20 protein-coding genes are annotated in these 18,033 nt (G+C 72.2%); 11 read left to right on the plus strand and 9 right to left on the minus strand.

The annotated features are described in order from the left end of the window. Nucleotides 1-73: 73 nt before the first annotated feature. The 3 genes from JO379_RS29735 to JO379_RS29745 are packed head-to-tail and all read left to right on the plus strand — an operon-like array spanning nucleotide 74 to nucleotide 2,753. Nucleotides 74-946: an NAD(P)-dependent oxidoreductase gene (locus JO379_RS29735; protein WP_130881100.1), complete on the plus strand. Its 873-nt coding sequence runs from the start codon at nucleotides 74-76 to the stop codon at nucleotides 944-946. Continuing rightward, entirely contained in the window at nucleotides 943-2,226 is a 1,284-nt protein-coding gene (locus tag JO379_RS29740; RefSeq protein ID WP_130881099.1) for an ATP-grasp domain-containing protein, read from the plus strand. Before JO379_RS29735 ends, JO379_RS29740 begins: the two co-directional genes overlap by 4 nt. Next, nucleotides 2,223-2,753, plus strand: a complete 531-nt coding sequence (locus tag JO379_RS29745) for a flavin reductase family protein (protein WP_130881098.1) — start codon at nucleotides 2,223-2,225, stop codon at nucleotides 2,751-2,753. Before JO379_RS29740 ends, JO379_RS29745 begins: the two co-directional genes overlap by 4 nt. 19 nt (nucleotides 2,754-2,772) lie before the next feature. Here the strand turns inward: JO379_RS29745 and JO379_RS29750 are convergent, their stop codons facing one another. Further along, nucleotides 2,773-3,195, minus strand: coding sequence for a MarR family winged helix-turn-helix transcriptional regulator (locus JO379_RS29750; protein ID WP_130881097.1), 423 nt, complete (start codon nucleotides 3,193-3,195; stop codon nucleotides 2,773-2,775). Nucleotides 3,196-3,371: 176 nt separating this feature from the next. On the opposite strand from JO379_RS29750, the gene eno reads away from it, so the two are divergent. Then, nucleotides 3,372-4,688 (plus strand): phosphopyruvate hydratase, encoded by a 1,317-nt coding sequence (gene eno / locus JO379_RS29755; RefSeq protein ID WP_209517832.1) that lies wholly within the window; start codon nucleotides 3,372-3,374, stop codon nucleotides 4,686-4,688. A gap of 1 nt (nucleotide 4,689) precedes the next feature. Here eno and JO379_RS29760 read toward each other — a convergent pair whose 3' ends face one another. The 4 genes from JO379_RS29760 to JO379_RS29775 all read right to left on the minus strand — a co-directional run bounded on the left by JO379_RS29760 (nucleotide 4,690) and on the right by JO379_RS29775 (nucleotide 7,813). Then, nucleotides 4,690-5,430, minus strand: coding sequence for a phosphatase PAP2 family protein (locus JO379_RS29760; protein ID WP_209517834.1), 741 nt, complete (start codon nucleotides 5,428-5,430; stop codon nucleotides 4,690-4,692). A 100-nt stretch (nucleotides 5,431-5,530) separates the two neighbouring features. Next, the gene (locus JO379_RS29765; protein ID WP_209517836.1) at nucleotides 5,531-6,484 is read right to left on the minus strand and encodes a M56 family metallopeptidase; all 954 of its coding nucleotides are present in this window, start codon (nucleotides 6,482-6,484) and stop codon (nucleotides 5,531-5,533) included. A gap of 153 nt (nucleotides 6,485-6,637) precedes the next feature. Then, complete coding sequence (locus JO379_RS29770) at nucleotides 6,638-7,222, minus strand: DUF5134 domain-containing protein (protein WP_130881093.1); 585 nt, start codon at nucleotides 7,220-7,222, stop codon at nucleotides 6,638-6,640. A gap of 198 nt (nucleotides 7,223-7,420) precedes the next feature. Beyond that, nucleotides 7,421-7,813, minus strand: a complete 393-nt coding sequence (locus JO379_RS29775) for a VOC family protein (RefSeq protein WP_130881092.1) — start codon at nucleotides 7,811-7,813, stop codon at nucleotides 7,421-7,423. Nucleotides 7,814-7,890: 77 nt separating this feature from the next. Between JO379_RS29775 and JO379_RS29780 the strand changes: the two genes are divergently transcribed. After that, nucleotides 7,891-8,448, plus strand: coding sequence for a GNAT family N-acetyltransferase (locus tag JO379_RS29780; protein ID WP_130881891.1), 558 nt, complete (start codon nucleotides 7,891-7,893; stop codon nucleotides 8,446-8,448). A gap of 19 nt (nucleotides 8,449-8,467) precedes the next feature. Here the strand turns inward: JO379_RS29780 and JO379_RS29785 are convergent, their stop codons facing one another. The 3 genes from JO379_RS29785 to JO379_RS29795 are packed head-to-tail and all read right to left on the minus strand — an operon-like array spanning nucleotide 8,468 to nucleotide 11,057. Then, nucleotides 8,468-9,244: an amino acid ABC transporter ATP-binding protein gene (locus JO379_RS29785; protein ID WP_130881091.1), complete on the minus strand. Its 777-nt coding sequence runs from the start codon at nucleotides 9,242-9,244 to the stop codon at nucleotides 8,468-8,470. Continuing rightward, complete coding sequence (locus JO379_RS29790; RefSeq protein ID WP_372449119.1) at nucleotides 9,241-10,149, minus strand: amino acid ABC transporter permease; 909 nt, start codon at nucleotides 10,147-10,149, stop codon at nucleotides 9,241-9,243. The genes JO379_RS29785 and JO379_RS29790 overlap by 4 nt, the downstream gene beginning before the upstream one ends. Then, nucleotides 10,146-11,057, minus strand: a complete 912-nt coding sequence (locus JO379_RS29795) for an ABC transporter substrate-binding protein (protein ID WP_130881890.1) — start codon at nucleotides 11,055-11,057, stop codon at nucleotides 10,146-10,148. Before JO379_RS29795 ends, JO379_RS29790 begins: the two co-directional genes overlap by 4 nt. A 361-nt stretch (nucleotides 11,058-11,418) precedes the next feature. Between JO379_RS29795 and JO379_RS29800 the strand changes: the two genes are divergently transcribed. From JO379_RS29800 to JO379_RS29810, 3 genes are read left to right on the plus strand one after another with little or no spacing between them, the layout of a single operon-like run. Then, nucleotides 11,419-12,813: a DUF6421 family protein gene (locus JO379_RS29800; protein WP_130881090.1), complete on the plus strand. Its 1,395-nt coding sequence runs from the start codon at nucleotides 11,419-11,421 to the stop codon at nucleotides 12,811-12,813. 26 nt (nucleotides 12,814-12,839) lie between these two features. After that, nucleotides 12,840-13,601, plus strand: coding sequence for an SDR family NAD(P)-dependent oxidoreductase (locus tag JO379_RS29805; protein WP_130881888.1), 762 nt, complete (start codon nucleotides 12,840-12,842; stop codon nucleotides 13,599-13,601). Then, the gene (locus JO379_RS29810) at nucleotides 13,580-14,665 is read left to right on the plus strand and encodes a threonine aldolase family protein (RefSeq protein WP_209517838.1); all 1,086 of its coding nucleotides are present in this window, start codon (nucleotides 13,580-13,582) and stop codon (nucleotides 14,663-14,665) included. The genes JO379_RS29805 and JO379_RS29810 overlap by 22 nt, the downstream gene beginning before the upstream one ends. 169 nt (nucleotides 14,666-14,834) lie before the next feature. Here the strand turns inward: JO379_RS29810 and JO379_RS29815 are convergent, their stop codons facing one another. Then, nucleotides 14,835-15,566 carry a lysophospholipid acyltransferase family protein gene (locus JO379_RS29815; RefSeq protein WP_130881088.1) on the minus strand — a complete coding sequence of 244 codons (732 nt, stop codon included), beginning with the start codon at nucleotides 15,564-15,566 and terminating at the stop codon, nucleotides 14,835-14,837. A gap of 349 nt (nucleotides 15,567-15,915) precedes the next feature. On the opposite strand from JO379_RS29815, the gene JO379_RS29820 reads away from it, so the two are divergent. From JO379_RS29820 to JO379_RS29830, 3 genes are all read left to right on the plus strand, one after another. Beyond that, entirely contained in the window at nucleotides 15,916-16,251 is a 336-nt protein-coding gene (locus JO379_RS29820) for a TlpA family protein disulfide reductase (RefSeq protein WP_130881087.1), read from the plus strand. A 202-nt stretch (nucleotides 16,252-16,453) separates the two neighbouring features. Then, nucleotides 16,454-16,960, plus strand: a complete 507-nt coding sequence (locus JO379_RS29825) for a flavin reductase family protein (protein ID WP_209517840.1) — start codon at nucleotides 16,454-16,456, stop codon at nucleotides 16,958-16,960. Between the two features lie 189 nt (nucleotides 16,961-17,149). After that, nucleotides 17,150-17,935, plus strand: coding sequence for an electron transfer flavoprotein subunit beta/FixA family protein (locus JO379_RS29830; protein WP_130881085.1), 786 nt, complete (start codon nucleotides 17,150-17,152; stop codon nucleotides 17,933-17,935). Nucleotides 17,936-18,033 lie beyond the last annotated feature (98 nt).

Genomic DNA, 18,033 nt, shown 5'->3' on the forward strand with positions numbered 1-18,033 from the left:
CACGCCGGAACAGCAGGAACGCGTCCGCTGGGACGCGCGAGCAACACGTACTGAGAAAGGAACGGATCGGATCATGCGGGTGGGATTTGCGGGACTGGGGTCCATGGGCGGAGGGATGTGCCGTCGCCTCGCGGAGCGCGGGTTCGACGTGGTCGCGTACGACGCCGATCCGAGCGTCGCCGCGGCGGCCGGTGAGCACCCGGGCGTGCGCACGGCGGAGGGCATCGCCGACCTGGCCGCCCCGGTGGTGATCACCATGCTCCCCGACGGAGCGGCGGTCCGGCAGGTGGCCGATGAGCTGCTCCCGCACCTCGCCGCCGGCTCCCTGATCGTCGACACGGGCTCCTCGGCACCCGAGGACACGCTGGCCCTCGGCCGCGCGGCCGCCGGGCACGAGGTGTCCGTGGTGGACGCGCCGGTCTCCGGCTCCCCGGCCGCCGCGCGTGCGGGTGAGCTGACGCTGATGGCCGCGGGCGAGACCGAGCACGTGGCACGGGCGGAGCAGGTACTCGGCGCGCTCGGCACGGTGTACCGGGTGGGGCCCGCGGGCGCGGGCCACGCGCTGAAGGCGCTCAACAACCTGCTCTCCGCGGTCAATCTCGCCGCGGTCGCCGAAGTCATGCTCGCCGGGCGGGCGTTCGGCCTCGAACCCGCGGCGATGCTGGAGGTGATCAACGCCTCCACCGGCCGCAACCACGCCTCGCAGACCAAGATCCCCGACCATGTGCTGCCCGGTACCTTCGACTCGGGCTTCGCGCTGCGGCTGATGCTCAAGGACATCCGCATCGGCACGTCGCTGCTCGACTCCGCGGGCGGCCCCGCCGCCTTCGGCCACGCCTGCCGGGAGCTGTGGGAGAAGGCGCACGACGAACTGCCGGCGGGCGCCGACAACGTCGAGGTCGTGCGCTGGCTGGAGAACGCATCGGGACGGGAGCTGCGCGCATGACACACGGGAACGCACCGCGGATCGCGGTCATCGGCGGCCAGGTCGCCGCCCTGAAGAAGGCACGGAAGGCCGGCTTCGACATCGTCTGGGTGCACGGCCCGCACGAACTCGACCCGTCGGGCCTGGAGCTGGTGGCCGAGGCCCATCTCACGGACTACCGCGACCCGCAGGCCGTCGCCGATCTCCTCGCCGCCGTGCACCGGCACCGGCCGCTGGCCCGGGTCGTCTCGATCATCGAGGACGGCCTGGAGTCGGCGGCGGCCGCGACCACGGCGCTCGGCCTGCCGGGCACCGGCCTCGACACCGTCCGCGTGCTGCAGGACAAGCTGGCCTTCCGGGAGCTGCTCGCCGAGCGGGGCATCGAAGGCGTCGCCGCCCGCCTGGGGCACGACGAGGCCGATATCCGCGCCTTCGTCGCCGAGTTCGGGCCCGCGGTGATCAAGCCCAGGTACGGGTCCGGCAGCCTCGGCGTGCGGCTGGTGCAGGGCCCCGAGGCGGTCGCGGACGTCGCGGCCTGGGCAGCGGAGTTCGGGCTGCACACGTTCGTGATGGAGCAGTATCTGCAGGGCCCCGAGTTCAGCGTGGAGGCGTTCAGCTTCGCGGGCGAGCACGTGGTCATCGCGTACACGGCCAAGGAGAAGCTGGACTCGTTCGTCGAGGTCGGGCACGTACAGCCGGCGGGCCTCGACGCGGACGCCACCGCCCGGATCGATGCGCTGGTCGGCAGGATGCTGGACGCCGTCGGAGTCAAGGACGGCCCCTCGCACAGCGAGGTGATCCTCACCGCCGACGGCCCCCGCCTGGTGGAGTCCCACAACCGGCGCGGCGGCGACCGGATCACCGACCTGACCCACGAGGTGTACGGGACCGACATCGACGCCCTGGGCTTCCTCTGGTACGCGGACCGCACCGCGCCCATCACGCCGGGGCCGGCCAGGGGCGGCGGCGCCATCCGCTTCCTGACCGCCGAGCCGGGCATCGTCGAGTCCGTCACCGGAGCCGACGAGGTGCGCGCCGATCCGCGGGTGGTGGCCCTGCAGCTCTCCGTCGCGCCCGGTGACACGGTGGCCCCCATCGCCTGGTCCTACGACCGGTCCGGGCTGCTCATCGTCCGTGGCGAGTCGGCCGACGAAGCGCGGGCCCTGGCCCATGAACTGGCCGCCCGGATCACCATCAAGACCCGGCCCGACACGGCGTCCGGCACACCGCGCTCCATCGCGGCCGTGGCCCCCCGGCCCGAACGGCTGCTGGGCACCACACCCTCAGGGACGGGCTCGTGACCACCGCGGCGCCCACGGTCGGCGCCGGTCAGCTGCGCACCGCGCTGCGGGGGCACGCCTCCGGCGTCGCGGTGCTCACCGCGGCCACGCCCTCCGGCCCCGCCGGGGTGACGATCACCTCGCTCACCTCGGTGAGCGCCGAACCGGCGCTGGTCTCCTTCGCGCTCGCCGAGACGTCCTCGACCTGGGCCAGGGTCAAGGACTGCCAGGCGTTCGGGATCCAGCTGCTCGGCGCCGCCCAGCGCGACGTGGCCGAGCGGTTCGCGGCCGTCGGTGTCGACCGGTTCGCCCCGCCCACCCGCTGGCACACCGGCCCGCACGGGGTGCCGCTGCTCGACGACTGCGCCGCGTGGCTGGTCGGCACGCGTCACCATCAACTCAAGCTGGGTGACCACGAGTTGATCGTCTGCGTCGTGGAGCACGTACGGATCGGTTCCCCGGGGGACAGCCTGGTCCATCTGCACGGGGGCCTGCACGCCGCCCCGGGTACGCCCCCGGCGAGTCCCGGGAGCCCGGACGGCCGCTGATCGCATCGGAGCGGCTCGTCTAGCGTGTGGCGAGCCGCTCCAGCAGGGCGGCGCTCCGTGCCAGCAGCGCCCGCTCCTCATCGGTGAGTTCGGCCTCGATGGCCTGCGCGAGCCAGCCGGCCCTGCGGCCGCGCTCCGCTTCGAGCGCGGCCCGGCCCGCGTCCGACAGCTCGACCAGCGACTTGCGGCCGTCCGTGGGGTGCGCCCGGCGCGTGATCAGGCTCTGTTCCATGAGCAGCCCCACCGCCCGTGCCATCGACTGAGGGCGTACGCGCTGATCGGCGGCGAGGTCGCTGGTGGTCATGGCGCCGTTGCGGTCGAGTGCGCCGAGCACGGCGGCCTGGCCCAGCGGGATGCTGTCCTCGTGCTTGACGCGTCGGGTGAGCTTGCCCATCGCGGTGCGCAGTTCGGCGGCGATGGCGGCGGCTTCCGGGGTGGGCATAGGGAATTTTACCCCGTTGATCAGCAAAGCTGCGCACCTGCCCTGTACAGCAAAGCTGCACAGCAAGGCTGTACAGCAAAACTGAGCAGCATTGCTGTAGTGTTTGGCGTTGTCGGGCTCAGCGCCAGCGTTGTCGCAGCCGGGGCCACGGCATACGACAACGGGAAGGGACTCCCATGTCCGAAAAGGCAGCCGGACCCGCCGCAAACACCGACACCGCCATCGACACCGTCACCGCCCGCCGGATCATCGACAGCCGGGGCAACCCCACGGTCGAGGTCGACGTCGTCCTGACGGACGGGTCCCTGGGGCGCGCGGCTGTCCCCTCCGGCGCCTCCACCGGTGCCCGGGAGGCCGTGGAACTGCGCGACCAAGACTCCGCGCGCTGGCACGGCAAGGGCGTCGACCGCGCGGTGGCCCACGTCAACGGTGAGATCGCGGCGTCCGTGCGCGGCCGGGACGCGGCGGACCAGGCGGGTCTCGACGCCGCGCTGATCGCCCTCGACGGCACCGCCACGAAGTCCCGGCTCGGGGCCAACGCGGTCCTCGGCGTCTCCCTCGCCACCGCCAAGGCCGCCGCGGCGGCCCACCGGCAGCCCCTCTACCGCTACCTCGGCGGCACCGACGCCCACCTCCTGCCGCTACCGATGATGAACATCGTCAACGGCGGCGCCCACGCCGACAACCCGCTGGACTTCCAGGAGTTCATGATCGCGCCCGTGGGCGCGGACACCTTCGCCGAGGCCGTCCGCATGGGCAGCGAGGTCTTCCACACCCTGCGCCGCGATCTGCTGGCCGCCGGGCACTCCACGGGCGTCGGCGACGAGGGCGGCTTCGCGCCCGCGCTGCGCACCGCCGAGGAGGCGCTCGACTTCGTGATGGCCGCCATCGAGCGCACCGGCTACCGCCCCGGCACGGACATCGGCCTGATCATGGACCCGGCGTCGTCGGAGTTCTTCCGCGACGGCGTGTACGACTACGCGGGCGAGGGGGTGCGCCGCACCCCCTCCGAGAACGCCGACTACCTGGCCGCGCTCATCGACGCCTACCCGGTCGTCTCCATCGAGGACCCGATGGCGGAGAACGACCTGGACGGCTGGCGCGAGCTGACCGCCCGCGTCGGCGACCGTTGCCAGCTCACCGGCGACGACGTCTTCTGCACCAACGAGACGCTGCTGCGCGAGGGCATCCGCACCGGCGTCGGCAACTCGGTCCTGGTCAAGGTCAATCAGATCGGGACCCTGACCGAGGCGCTGGCCGCGGTGGCCACCGCCCACGAGGCGGGCTGGACGGCTGTCATGTCGCACCGCTCGGGCGAGACGGAGGACACCACCATCGCGGATCTGGCGGTCGCGACCGGCTGCGGCCAGATCAAGACCGGCTCGCTCTCCCGCTCCGACCGCACGGCGAAGTACAACCAGCTGATCCGGATCGAAGAGGAGCTGGGCGACTCGGCACGCTACGCGGGCCGCTCCGCACTGCGTCGGGCGTGAACTATTCCGGGGCGGTGCCGGGCTGTGCCGACGGCCCGCCGCGGCGCGCCCGCCACCTCGGCCCCTGGGCGTACCGGGCGTACGTCCAGGCCGAGGCGGCCACCAGAGCCGCACCCAACAGCACACCGCCCACGACGTCCGACAGCCAGTGCACCCCCAGATAGACGCGGGTGAAGCCGACGCCGAGCACCGACACCACGCTCACCGCCAGCGCGGCACGCACACGGCTCCGCTCGGCCCCGTGCAACCACAGCAGCCACACCAGCAGTCCGCACGCCACCGTCGCCGTCAGCGCGTGCCCGGACGGGAATGCCTGGTAGTGGGCGGTGGCCACCGGGTCCGCCCAGTGCGGACGGTCCCGTCCGACCCCCGCCTTGAGGCCTTGTTGCAGCGCCGTCCCCAGCGCCGAGGTGACGGCGATCCACAGCGCCGGCAGCCGTTGGCGCCGCCACAGGAGCCAGAGCGCCGTGACGGCGAGCGCCGCACGCATCGTCCACGGGTCCCACAGCCAGTCCGACAGCAGGCGCATGGCGTGCGTCCACCCGTCGTGCGTCACCGCCACCGGATGCAGGTCGTTCGCCACCCGCCGGTCCAGTGAGTCCAAGGGCTGCCAGCCGCTGCCGGCCAGCGCCAGGAGGACGAGGAACAGGGCGCAGAGCACGGCTCCGGAACGCAGCCAGACGGAGCGCGTGGGCCGGACCGGTGCCGCGGGCGGGGCGGAGAGGCGCGTGGGAACCTGCATGATCAGATCGTCGCCCATCCGGGCGTCATGAAACCAGCCCGCGAACGCGGACCGGCCGGCAGGGGCAGGAACCGGCCCGGCCACGGACCGGGGTGCGGCCTCACCCCGGTGTGCCGAGCCCCAGCGCGCTGAGCCCCGGCGCGAAGGTCACCAGCAGGGGCACGGCCGGCACCAGCGCCGCCGCGGCCGTGAGCCGCAGCCGCCTCGCGGCCGTCAGCCGGGGCGTGGGCTCCAAGAGCCGGTGGACCCGGCCGGGCACCTGCGAGAGCCGGGACGGGCAGGGGCCGAACACCCCGCTTTCCTCATTGAGTTCGACGAGTGCCAGCGCGGTCGTCAGCCGGCCGAACCGGCGCGAGGCGGCGTCGTCCGCGGCCAACTCGACCAGGTGGTGGACCTGGTCGCGGAACGCCGCGAAGACCGGCACCTGCGGAAAGCCGTTCGCCAGCGCCGACGAGCAGTGCAGCAGCCAGTCGTGCCGGGCGCGCGCGTGTCCCTGCTCATGGGCCAGCACCGCGTCCAGCCGCGCCCCCTTGAGCCGCCGCAGCGCCCCCGTCGTGATCACCAATTGCGGCGTGGCACGACCGCGCAGCCACCAGGCGTCGGGCCGGTCGCCCTCCAGCACCAGGAGCCGGTCCGCGCCGGGCTCCTCACCGGGCAGCAGAGGGGAGCGCACGAGCAACTCCGCGCGCCGCCGCCGGTGCCGCAGACGCGCCCAGTGCACCTCGCGGGTGAGCATCGCCGCCGTCCACACCGCGCCGCACGCGAGAGTGACGGCCAGGGGTGCCGCCCACGACCCGTAGGCGGTCAGGGCGTAGGCCTCCATGACGCCGTGCGGTGCCAGGGCGAAGACATGGCCGCGCACGGCCTGCCAGGCCGCGGCGGCGCTCAGCGCCATGGCGAGCACGCAGCACAGCAGCACGGCCGCGACGACGCATTGCCACACCCACAGCGCCACGACAGGTTCACGGTCGGGCCAGTCGGCACGGGTCAGCAGGCGCGGCGCCATTGCCGCGGCCAGCCCGGCGAGGGCCAGCAGCGCGAGCGGGACCATCATGCCGGTCAGCCTATGAGCGCGCGGCCACCCCGGGGTACGCCCCCGCGAGCGAAGTGACGCACGCCACGCGTACCACGGCGGGGCGCACCGGCTCAGGGCCTGTCCTGCACCGACGGCCCCCGGTGGACCGGCCCGCGGGCCCACTCGGCAACGTCACAGGGTGAGCAGCATCGCCAGCATGCCGATGCCCATGGTCAGCCGGCAGGCGTTGGTCAGCTCGGGCCGCCACTGCCAGCCGGGGCGCGGCGGGGCATCGGCCCACGCGGCCTCGCCGGACGGCCCGGCCATCACCGGGACGAGCCCGGCCACCGCCCGTACGACGTACACCGCGAAATACACCAGCAGCAGCCCCGTGAGCAGGGGAGTACCCGCCGGCTCGTGCGAGGCCCCCGCATGCCCGCCGACAGGGGTGCCCGACATTGCGAGCGCCATATAGACCATCGCGAACGCGCCCACCGCGTGGTGCAGATGATGGGCCTCGGCACACTCCCGGGCCAGCAGCAGCGCGCGCAGCCCGCCCGTCGCGAACACCACGGCGAACAGCGGTGCCCCCCACGGCCTGGTGTCCAGCGTCGCGGCCGGCACCGCCATCACCGCCATGCCCAGCCCCATCAGCGCGTCCCCGCGTGCGGCCCGGCGCTCCCCCGCCGCGCCGGCCCGCACGCTCAGAAGGCAGTACGCGCCCGTCGCGGCGCACAACGCCACCAGCAACCACCCGACCAGCGGCGGTCCGTGCACGGCACACCTCCATGGACGCACACTTACCTCCGGAGAATGCCCACTGAGTCGGCATCACACGGGAGCGCACGGGCGCAAAAAGGGGAGCACGGAAAGGGGCGGTCGTGCGCCCGCGCAGCGCCGGCGCACACGGACCGCGTACGCTCCGGAGCATACGAACACCCCGGACCGCACGGGACGCCCGAGACCGCAGCCCCCTTAGGTCCCCGGGCGGTAGCGCATGGGGTGGTCCTCCGGGACCTCCACCACCGCGATGCGCACCCCGTCCGGATCGGCGATCCACATCTCCACCAGGCCCCACGGCTTCCGCTCCGGCGGCTCCAGCACCGCGACCCCCTGCCGCAGGAACTCCTCGTGCGCCGCCTCCGCGTCCGCGACCTGCAACCACAGCTCCAGGCCGGGGGCGGGCGGGTCGGTGGCGCGGCCGGAGACCTCCAGGAATCCGCCGCCGAGGAAGTAGACGGTGCCGCGCTCGGGGCCGGTGCCGAACTCGCGGTAGACCGCGAGGCCCAGCGTCCGCCCGTAGAAGACCCGCGAACGCTCGGGGTCGGTCGGCCTCAGTAGCACCCTGCTGCTCAGTACGTGCACCATGCCCGCGACTGTACGCACACCGCACCGGGTTAGGGTCATAAGGGCCGACAACCATACGGAGAGGACCCCGGAACATGATGGAGACCGCCGGCAGCCGCACCGCCGAGCCGACCTTCCGGGCGGCCACCGCCGCGGATGTGCCCGCCCTGGTCGAGCTGGTCGAGTCGGCCTATCGCGGTGACGACAGCCGGGCGGGCTGGACGACCGAGGCCGACCTGCTGGACGGCCAGCGGACCGACCCCGACGGCGTCCTGGCCGTGGTGACCGACGAGTCCAGCATCCTGCTCGTGGTGGAGCGGGACGACGAGATCGTCGCCTGCTGCCAGCTCGAACACCGCGGCACCCACGCCTACTTCGGGATGTTCGCGGTCCGCCCCTCCCTCCAGGGTGCCGGGCTCGGCAAGGTGATCATGGCGGAGGCCGAGCGGGTCGTCCGGGCCGAGTGGGACGCCCGGGAGATGCACATGACGGTCATCCGGCAGCGCGACGAGCTCATCGCCTGGTACGAGCGCCGCGGCTACCGGCGCACCGGCCGGATGTCCCCCTTCCCCTACGGCGACGACCGCTTCGGCATCCCGCAGCGCGACGACCTCGAGTTCGAACTGCTGGTCAAGGAACTGGCCGAGCGGGCCTGACGCCGCGGCCGGCCGGTCCTCACAGCCGGCCGGCCTCCACGAGCCGGCGCAGGAAGCGCCGTGTGCGCTCCTGCCGCGGCTCGCCGAAGACCTCCGCGGGGGTACCGCGCTCCAGCACCACCCCGCCGTCCAGGAAGCACACCTGATCCGCGACGTCCCGGGCGAACCCCATCTCGTGGGTGGCCAGGACCATGGTCATGCCCTCCTCCTTGAGGTCACGCACGACGCTCAGCACCTCGCCCACCAGCTCCGGGTCGAGCGCCGCGGTGATCTCGTCGAGGAGCAGCAGCCGGGGCCGGCCCGCCAGGGCCCGTACGATCGCGACGCGCTGTTGCTGACCGCCGCTGAGCCGGTCCGGGTACTCGCCCGCCTTGCCGTCGAGCCCCAGCCTCCCCAGCAATTCGTGCGCCCGCTCCTCCGCCTCCGCGCGCGGCACCCCGTGCACCCGGCGCGGGGCGAGGGTGACGTTCTCCAGCACGGTCATGTGCGGGAAGAGGTTGTAGGCCTGGAAGACGACGCCGATCCGGCGGCGCACCGCGTCCGGGTCCACGCGGGGATCGGTGATGTCCTCGCCGTCGAGGAAGATCGCGCCGTCGTCGATCTCCTCCAGGAGATTCGCGCAGCGCAGCAGGGTGGACTTGCCCGAGCCGGACGCGCCGATGAGCGCGGTCACGGTGTGCTGGGAAACCTCCAGATCCACGTCGCGCAGCACGACGGACCGGCCGAAGGTCTTCCGCACGGACTCCAGCCGCAGCACGACGTCGGTGCCGGCCTCGTTGACGTCGGGCCCGCTCATACGATGCCTCCCTGCGCGCGGCGGCGGTCCATCCGTGCGGTGATCCAGTCGGTGAAGCGGGTCATGGGGATGGTGAGGGCCACGAAGATCAGCCCTGCGAGCACATACGGCGTGTAGTTGAAGCTCTTGCCGGCGACGATCTGCGCCGCGTAGACCGCGTCGACCGCGCCGGCGATCGAGACGAGACCGGTGTCCTTCTGGAGCGAGACCAGGTCGTTGAGAAGCGGCGGCACGACCCGGCGCACGGCCTGGGGCAGGATGACGAACCGCAGGGTCTGGCGCCCCGTGAGACCCAGCGAGCGGGCCGCGGCGCGCTGGCTGGGGTGCACGGACTCGATGCCGGCGCGGAACACCTCGGCGACATAGGCCGAGTACGTCAGCACCAGCGCCGTACCGCCCAGCAGAACGGGGTCGGTCGTCACCCCTTGCAGCCGCAGCGCCGGCACGCCGAAGACGACCATCAGCAGGCAGATGATGAGCGGCAGTCCGCGGAAGAAGTCCGTATAGGCGGTGGCGAGCGCGCGGAGCGGGAAGAACACCGGGCCGCGCAGGGTGCGGGCGATCGCGATCAGCAGGCCGAGGACGAGGACCGCCGCGCCGCAGACGAGCAGCAGCCGGAGATTGAGCAGCAGCCCTTCGAGGACCTTCGGCAGCGCCTCGCGCGCGTAGTGGGCGCTGAAGAACGTCTCGCGGGTGCGGGGCCAGCCGGGGGAGTTGACGACGAGGAGGAAGAGGGCGACGGCCGTGACCAGGGTGCTCCCGGCCGCGACGGCCGTGGCCCGGCGGGCCCGGGCCCGCTTGAACCGCTCGCGCTCGACGCGCCGCGCGGACGGCACATAAGCGTCGGCCGCGCCCTTCTTCTCGGACTTGTCGGACGACTCCGGCACCGTGTCCTTGACCGTCACTTGAGCACCGGGGCGTCCGCGGCCTCGGAGAGCCACTTCTTCTCCAGGCGGGCCAGCGTGCCGTCCTTGCGCAGCGAGTCGACGGCGCCACTGACGCAGGCCGTCAGCGCGCTGCCCTTGTCGAGGACGAGGCCGAACTGTTCGGCCTTGCCGCCCTCGGCGTCGAACTGGCCGACGATCTTCGCTTCCTTCACCTCCGCAGAGGTGATGTAGAAGGCCGTGGGCAGGTCGACGATGATCGCGTCGACCTGGCCGTTCTTGAGCGCGGTCTTGGCGAAGTCGTTCTTCTGGAAGACGGCGGGCCGTGGGCCCGGCTTGATGACGTCGTTGAGGACGTCGAGGCTCGTGCTGCCCACCTGGGCGCCGAGCTTGACGCGCTTGAGGTCGGCGACGGACGTGGCCTTCGCCGCGGGGGAGTCCTTGAGGGCGATGACGGCCTGGCGCACGTCGTAGTAGCCCGGGGAGAAGTCCACGGCCCGGCGGCGCTCGTCGCTGATGGAGATCTGATTGAGGTCGAAGTCGAACTTCTTCTCGCCCGGCGCGAAGGAGTTCTGGAAGGGCACGGTCTGCCAGATGACATCGGACCGGCCGTAGCCGAGCCGCTCGGCGACGGCGTACGCGACGGCCGACTCGAAGCCCTTGCCGCTCGCCGGGTCGTCGTCCTGGAACCAGGGGGCGTACGCGGGCTTGTCCGTGCCCACCGTCAGCTTTCCGGCGGTCTCGGTCGCGAGCTTCCCCTTCCCACAGGAACCCTTGCCGGCCGGACCGCCGGGTGCGGGGCCGGGGGACTTCGCGGAGTCGGAGTCGTCCTGAGGGGCGCAGCCGGCGACCGCCGCGCACAGCAGGGCGGCGGTGGCGGCCAGGAGCCCGCGGCGGCGGGCGTATCGGTGCGGGTTGGCGACGGGCATGGCGGGAGACTGGCAGCGCGCGGGGCCATCTGTCCAGGTCATGCCACGAACGGTCCGAATGGCGGAAGACTGTTGCCGATTCATGAACGCTCATGAACGCGGTGGGTCTGGGTAGGCGGGTCCCGGGTGGACGCCGGGAGGACGGCTGGACCATGGCCGAATCACATCGGTCCGGCCCCCGTGGCCGGTGTGCCGGACGTGACAGGATCCCGCCTATGAGGCACACCGGGTGATGGGCGGCAGGAAAAATAGCGGCCCGACCCGGGGGTCGGCAGGATAATTTATCGCCACTCCCCTTGAGGCGAAGAACCTGGCACAGATACGGTGTCTTAACACCAGGTTCTCCTGAGGAGGGGTAGCCATGACGGAAATCCTTGCGCCGATAGCGGCAGAGGCCAACATTTTGTCCGCGGAGCGTGTGGTGGGCCACCCGGCCTGGGCCACGCTCAAGGACGCCGTAGAGGCTATTCGGCCTTGGCAGTCCGCGGACGGTTCCATCGACCTCACGGCCGAGGGCGCACCGCCGGGCGAGAGCGTCCGGGCCGAGGTCGACCGCGTGATCGCGGCCGTCGAGGAGCTCTCCCCGCTCGTGCCCCACGACGCCGAGTACCACCTCGCTCTCGTCGCGGACCTGCGCCGCTGGGCCGACACGGGCTTCGGCGTGCCGGACTTCCTCGACTCCCTGCTGGCCTTCCAGCCCGCCGCGCACCGCGCCGACGGCCTCCAGCACCTCGTGGTCTTCCCCATGTACACGCAGAACGGCAACCCCGACCGCAACTTCGAGGCCGTCGCCCTGCGCGTCGTATGGCCGGAGTGGCTCTCCGAGCTGGAGCGCACCCGCTACGACAACCCCCTCTTCCTCGGCATCACCTTCGAGGACTTCACCTCGGGCTACGACACCAACTCCGCGGTCCTCTTCCCGGAGACCATCGCCGTCCGCGAGGCCCCCGAGCGCTTCACCTGGGGCGGGATCTTCTGTGACCGCGAGGCGGCCCGCTTCCGCGCCGTCACCGAGGCGGCCGTCGCCACCCTCGGCCTGGAGCTGCCCGCCGACATCCAGGACATGGTGGGCGACCAGCACCGCTGCGAGGAGGCCTTCGTCCTGTGGGACATGGTCCACGACCGCACCCACAGCCACGGCGACCTGCCCTTCGACCCCTTCATGATCAAGCAGCGGCAGCCGTTCTGGATGTACGGGCTGGAGGAGCTGCGCTGTGACCTCACCGCCTTCAAGGAGGCCGTGAAGCTCGAGGCCGACGGCTACTCCCAGGGCCGCGACGTGCAGTACGCCGTGCTCTTCGACCGGATGTTCCGCTTCCCCCTCTCCGGTGACCGGGTCCGCAACTACGACGGCCTCGGCGGGCAGCTGCTCTTCGCCTACCTCCACAAGCACGACGTCGTACGCTGGACGGACAACACCCTCCACATCGACTGGCAGCGTGCCCCGCAGGTCACCAACCAGCTGTGCGCCGAGATCGAGAAGCTCTACCGCGACGGTATCGACCGCCCCAAGCTCGTCCACTGGTTCGCCGCCTACGACCTGGTCTCGACCTATCTCTCCCCGCACCCCGGCTCCGTGTGGGCCAAGGGCCCCGACGCCCTGGACCTCACTCAGCCGCCCCGCAAGCTCGTGGACGACGTGCTTCCCGACGAGTTCCCGCTCAGCATGTTCTATGAGGCTCTTGCCAAGAAGCTGCGCGGCGTGATCGCCTCGACCAAGGGGATCACCGCGCCGCGCGAGCAGGTGGCCGCGTGAGCAAGCTCGAGAGTGAGGCGACGACCATGAGCACTCCGACGAACGGCAATGGCCGGCTGGACGGGGCCGTCGTGGCGGTGGCGGGAGCCGCCGGCCCGGCGGGCCGTGCCGCCCTGCTGCGCCTGGCCGAGGCCGGGGCGACCGTCGTCGCCTCCGACGCGGACGCCGCACGCCTCGCCGAGGCCGTCGACGCCGCCCGTTACGCCCACGGCGGCGCCACCGTCACCGGCGACACCGTGGACCTGCTCGATCTCGAGGCGACCCGCGCCTGGGCGGACCGCACCGAGAAGGAGTTCGGCCGGATCGACGGGCTCGTCCACCTGGTGGGCGGCTGGCGCGGCTCCGCAACCTTCGCCGAGACCGACATCGCCGACTGGGACCTCCTGGAGAAGCTGCTCATCCGCACGGTGCAGCACACCTCCCTGGCCTTCGAGGCCCCGCTGGCCCGCAGCGGCAACGGCCGCTACCTCCTCATCAGCGCCGCGGGCGCCAGCCGGCCCACCGCGGGCAACGCCGCCTACTCCGCCTCCAAGGCCGCCGCCGAGGCCTGGACGCTGGCCCTCGGTGACGCCTTCCGCAAGGCGGGGGGCGAGGAGGGCCCCTCGGCCGCGGCTGCCATCCTGGTGGTCAAGGCGCTGGTGCACGACGCCATGCGCGCCGAGCGTCCCAACGCGAAGTTCGCGGGCTTCACGGACGTCACCGACCTGGCCGAGGCCATCGTCGACGTCTGGTCCAAGCCCGCCCAGGAAGTGAACGGAACCCGTCTGTGGCTGACTCCGCAATCGTGACCCCGGTGACCGACGCCGTCCGTCGGCACGATACCGAGCTGCGCGGCTTCGCCAGCGACAATTACGCGGGCGCGCACCCGGAGATCCTCGCGGCGCTCGCCCTGGCCAACGGCGGTCATCAGGTCTCCTACGGAGAGGACGACTACACCGCCCATCTCCAGGACGTGATGCGCGCCCACTTCGGGCCCACCGCCGAGACCTTCCCGGTCTTCAACGGCACGGGTGCCAACGTCCTCGCCCTCCAGGCGGCGACCGAGCGGTGGGGCGCGGTGATCTGTGCCGAGAGCGCTCATCTCCACGTGGACGAGTGCGGCGCGCCCGAGCGCGTGGGCGGACTCAAGCTGCTCACCGTGCCGACCGAGAACGGCAAGCTCACGCCTGAGCTGATCGACCGTGAGGCGTTCGGCTGGGACGACGAGCACCGGGCCCAGCCCCAGCTCGTCGCCATCACCCAGACCACCGAGCTGGGCACCTGCTACACCCCCGAGGAGATCCGGGAGATCTGCGACCACGCCCACGAGCGCGGCATGAAGGTCTTCCTGGACGGCTCGCGCATAGCCAACGCGGCGGCCACGCTCGGCCTTCCGCTGCGGGCCCTCACCACCGACGCCGGAGTGGACCTGCTCTCCTTCGGCGGCACCAAGAACGGGCTGGTGTTCGGCGAGTGCGTCGTCGTCCTCAACCCGGACGCGGTGCGGGCGATGAAGCACCTGCGCAAGATGTCGATGCAGCTGGCCTCCAAGATGCGCTTCGTCTCGGCCCAGTTCGAGGCCCTGCTCACGGGCGACCTCTGGCTGCGCAGCGCCTCGCACGCCAACGCCATGGCCACGCGCCTGGCCGAGGGCGTACGGGCCGTGGACGGCGTCGAGCTGCTGTACCCGGTGCAGGCCAACGGCGTCTTCGCCCGGCTTCCGCACGACGCGGCCGTCCGGCTGCAGAAGCGCTACCGCTTCTACTTCTGGGACGAGCCGGCCGGTGTCGTCCGCTGGATGTGCTCCTTCGACACCACCGAGGCCGACGTGGACGCCTTCGTCGCGGCGGTCACGGAGGAGATGGCCAAGTAGCGGTCCGCCTCGCGCGTCCCGCGCGCAGGACGGGGAAGCCCCCGGCAGTCCGTGGACTGCCGGGGGCTTCCCGCTGTGCCGCCTGCGGCGGCGAGCGCCCTGCGGGCCGTCCTCAAGGGCCGGACGGGCTGCCCGTGCAGCCCCCGTCCGGCCCTTGAGGACACACGCCCTAGCGCCGCCGGTCCAGCGCCGCGGCCTCCGCCGGGGTGGGAGCCGTGCCGCCGAGGTGGGACGGTATCCACCAGGTGTCGTCCGGCCCCTTGGGGCGTACCGGGTAGGCGCGCTGTGCCGCCTCCAGCAGGTCCTGGACCCGGGCCCGGACGCGCTCGGTGACGGTGTCCGCGTGCTCGGCGGGGTCGGCGGCGATCGGCTCGCCCACCCGCATCGTGATCGGGATGTGATGGCGGCCCAGGTCGCGCTTGTGACCCTTGGTCCACAGCCGCTGCGTACCCCACAGGGCCATCGGCAGCACCGGAACCCCGGCCTCCTGGGCCAGCCGGGCCGCCCCCGACTTGAAGTTCTTCAGCGTGAACGACTGGGAGATCGTCGCCTCCGGGAAGACCCCGATGATCTCGCCCGAGCGCAGCGCCTTGAGGGCGTGCTTGTAGGCGTCCATGCCCGCCGCGCGGTCCACGGGGATGTGCTTCATCGCCCGCATCAGCGGGCCCGACACCTTGTGCCGGAAGACGGACTCCTTGGCCATGAAGCGCACCAGGCGCTTGGCCGGGCGGGCGGCCAGCCCGCAGAAGACGAAGTCGAGGTATCCGATGTGGTTGCTCACCAGGACCGCCCCACCGCGCTGCGGAATGTGTTCGCTGCCCTGGATGTCGAAGCGCAGATCGAGCGCCTTGAACATGGTGCGGGCGACGCCGATCACCGGGGGGTAGACGAGTTCTGCCATATCGGGGAATCCTTCTGGGCCTGGGGAGGGGTGTCCCGGCTGAAGTTACGCGGCCGTAGGTTCTCGGCTTCCGGCAGATCGTGCCTGAATGCCCGGCCTGTCGGCCAGCGAGGACGCCCCGCAGAACGGGAGATTCTCATCACGTCGGCCGGAATCCGGTACAGCCGAAGGTACACCGGGGATCCGGCGCGGACCCCGCCCGTGCCGAACCCCAGCCGTCCGCGCCACCGGGGCCGCCCGCCGGACCCGTCGCCCGGGCGGGAAATTTCTCCGGGCCCTACGGTGCTGCACACGGGAGATCGGACACAGGTCCGGACGGTGACCGGACGGCGACGACGGAGGGGCGCGAGTGGGCGGGCGGGGCGAAGAGGACGGGCGGGAGCGGCTGAGCGCCGCCGACATCGGTGCGGAGCTGGGGGAGCGGGCCACGCTCGTGCAGTTCGCGAGCGCCTTCTGCCAGCCGTGCCGGGCGACCCGGCGCACCCTCGCCGAGGTCGCCTCCATGGTCGACGGGGTGGCGCACGTCGAGATCGACGCGGAGGCGCGGCTCGCACTCGTACGCGCCCTGCGGATCACCGGTACGCCGACCGTCTTCGTCCTCGACGCGGACGGCCACGTCGTGCGCCGCGCCGCCGGTCAGCCGCGTAAGGCGGATGTCATCGCGGCCCTCGGCGAAGCCGTCTGACCCGTGATCCGCCTCCCATCTCCCCGGTCGCCCTTGACGCTCCGTGCCCTGAATCGTCACTGTGACGCTATGTGGCCTGGAAACCGCCTCGACGGACGCGCGCACGGGGAACTCCCGCGGACCTTGAGCGCGCGCTGTCCGAGCCCGTGAGCAGCCCCGACCGCACGCTCCCGGCTCGACCCCCCAGCAGAAGGACCACTCGATGACGGCCTCATCCGGATTGGGCACCGCCCAGCCGGCCACCCCCGAACTGCTGCGCTCCGTCTTCCGGCGGCACGCGGCCGGCGTCGCCGTGATCACCGCGCCCGGCCCCCGCCCGGTCGGCTTCACCGCGACCTCGCTCACCTCCGTGGCCGCCGAACCCCCGGTCGTCTCCTTCGGGATCGGCACCGGCTCCTCCAGCTGGCCCGTGGTCGCCGAGGCCGAGCACGTCGGGGTGCACATACTCGGCGAGCACCAGCGCGAGCTGGCCGGCACCTTCGCCCGCAGCGGCGCCGACCGGTTCGCCCCGCCCACCCGGTGGCGCACCGGCCCCGAGGGAGTGCCGCTGCTCGACGGCGTACTGGCCTGGCTGGTGTGCCGGGTGGTGGCCAGGGTGCCCGCCGGTGACCACCGGATCGTGCTCGCCGAGGCGGTCGCCGGCGACCCCGCCGGGGCGGGCCGCCCGCTGCTGTACCACCAGGGACGCTTCAACGGTCTGCGGGACTGAGACGTCCCGCATTTCGCGCGTTGGACAGATCACAGTTCAGCGGCCTTGCGCTCGGGGAACGCGCTCGATGTACTGGCGAGTAACATTCTGGTGGGAGCGGAGCCCGATCCAGCCGGAATCCGCCCCACAAGGCGCCTATGCTGCCTGCACAAGGCAGCTACGAAGAGACGATGCAGTAGGAGAGCCGGCGTGAGCTTGAGGATCGTTGTCTGTGTGAAGTACGTGCCCGACGCCACCGGCGACCGGCACTTCGCCGAGGACCTGACCGTCGACCGTGACGACGTGGACGGCCTGCTCTCGGAGCTCGACGAGTACGCGGTCGAGCAGGCGCTGCAGATCGCCGACGAGGCGGACGACGCCGAGATCACCGTGCTGACCGTGGGCCCCGAGGACGCCAAGGACGCGCTGCGCAAGGCGCTGTCCATGGGCGCCGACAAGGCCGTCCACGTCGAGGACGACGATCTGCACGGCACCGACGCGCTCGGTACCTCGCTGGTGCTCGCCAAGGCCATCGAGCACGTCGGCTACGACCTGGTCATCTCCGGCATGGCCTCCACCGACGGTGGCATGGGCGTCGTCCCGGCGATGGTCGCCGAGCGTCTGGGCGTCCCGCAGGTGACCCTGCTCTCCGAGGTCGCCGTCGCCGACGGCAAGGTGACCGGCCGCCGTGACGGCGACGCCGCCAGCGAGCAGCTGGAGGCCTCCCTCCCGGCCGTCGTGTCCGTGACCGACCAGTCCGGCGAGGCCCGTTACCCGTCCTTCAAGGGCATCATGGCCGCCAAGAAGAAGCCGGTGGAGTCCCTGGACCTCTCCGACCTCGGCCTCGAGGCGGACGAGGTCGGTCTCGACGGCGCCTGGACCAAGGTCGACGAGGCCACGGAGCGCCCGGCCCGCACGGCCGGCACGATCGTCAAGGACGAGGGCGAGGGCGGCAAGCAGCTCGCCGAGTTCCTCGCGGGCCAGAAGTTCATCTGACCGCCTGAGGCCCGGGGGCCCCGCGGCGTCGCCCGCCGACGCCACAGCCCCCGGCGCGCACGGCAGCCGAGCTTCCCCCGGTCCGTACGAACCGTCAC

The sequence above is a fragment of the Streptomyces syringium genome (genome assembly GCF_017876625.1).
GTDB lineage: Bacteria > Actinomycetota > Actinomycetes > Streptomycetales > Streptomycetaceae > Streptomyces > Streptomyces syringius.

Bases quoted from the DNA above. Each gene is read 5' to 3' on its own strand.
- eno (WP_209517832.1), top strand. From the start codon at position 3,372: ATGTCCGAAAAGGCAGCCGGACCCGCCGCAAACACCGACACCGCCATC.
- JO379_RS29765 (WP_209517836.1), bottom strand. From the start codon at position 6,484: ATGATGGTCCCGCTCGCGCTGCTGGCCCTCGCCGGGCTGGCCGCGGCA.
- JO379_RS29740 (WP_130881099.1), top strand. From the start codon at position 943: ATGACACACGGGAACGCACCGCGGATCGCGGTCATCGGCGGCCAGGTC.
- JO379_RS29780 (WP_130881891.1), top strand. From the start codon at position 7,891: ATGGAGACCGCCGGCAGCCGCACCGCCGAGCCGACCTTCCGGGCGGCC.
- JO379_RS29775 (WP_130881092.1), bottom strand. From the start codon at position 7,813: ATGGTGCACGTACTGAGCAGCAGGGTGCTACTGAGGCCGACCGACCCC.
- JO379_RS29785 (WP_130881091.1), bottom strand. From the start codon at position 9,244: ATGAGCGGGCCCGACGTCAACGAGGCCGGCACCGACGTCGTGCTGCGG.
- JO379_RS29760 (WP_209517834.1), bottom strand. From the start codon at position 5,430: ATGCAGGTTCCCACGCGCCTCTCCGCCCCGCCCGCGGCACCGGTCCGG.
- JO379_RS29795 (WP_130881890.1), bottom strand. From the start codon at position 11,057: ATGCCCGTCGCCAACCCGCACCGATACGCCCGCCGCCGCGGGCTCCTG.
- JO379_RS29805 (WP_130881888.1), top strand. From the start codon at position 12,840: ATGAGCACTCCGACGAACGGCAATGGCCGGCTGGACGGGGCCGTCGTG.
- JO379_RS29750 (WP_130881097.1), bottom strand. From the start codon at position 3,195: ATGCCCACCCCGGAAGCCGCCGCCATCGCCGCCGAACTGCGCACCGCG.
- JO379_RS29800 (WP_130881090.1), top strand. From the start codon at position 11,419: ATGACGGAAATCCTTGCGCCGATAGCGGCAGAGGCCAACATTTTGTCC.
- JO379_RS29825 (WP_209517840.1), top strand. From the start codon at position 16,454: ATGACGGCCTCATCCGGATTGGGCACCGCCCAGCCGGCCACCCCCGAA.
- JO379_RS29815 (WP_130881088.1), bottom strand. From the start codon at position 15,566: ATGGCAGAACTCGTCTACCCCCCGGTGATCGGCGTCGCCCGCACCATG.
- JO379_RS29735 (WP_130881100.1), top strand. From the start codon at position 74: ATGCGGGTGGGATTTGCGGGACTGGGGTCCATGGGCGGAGGGATGTGC.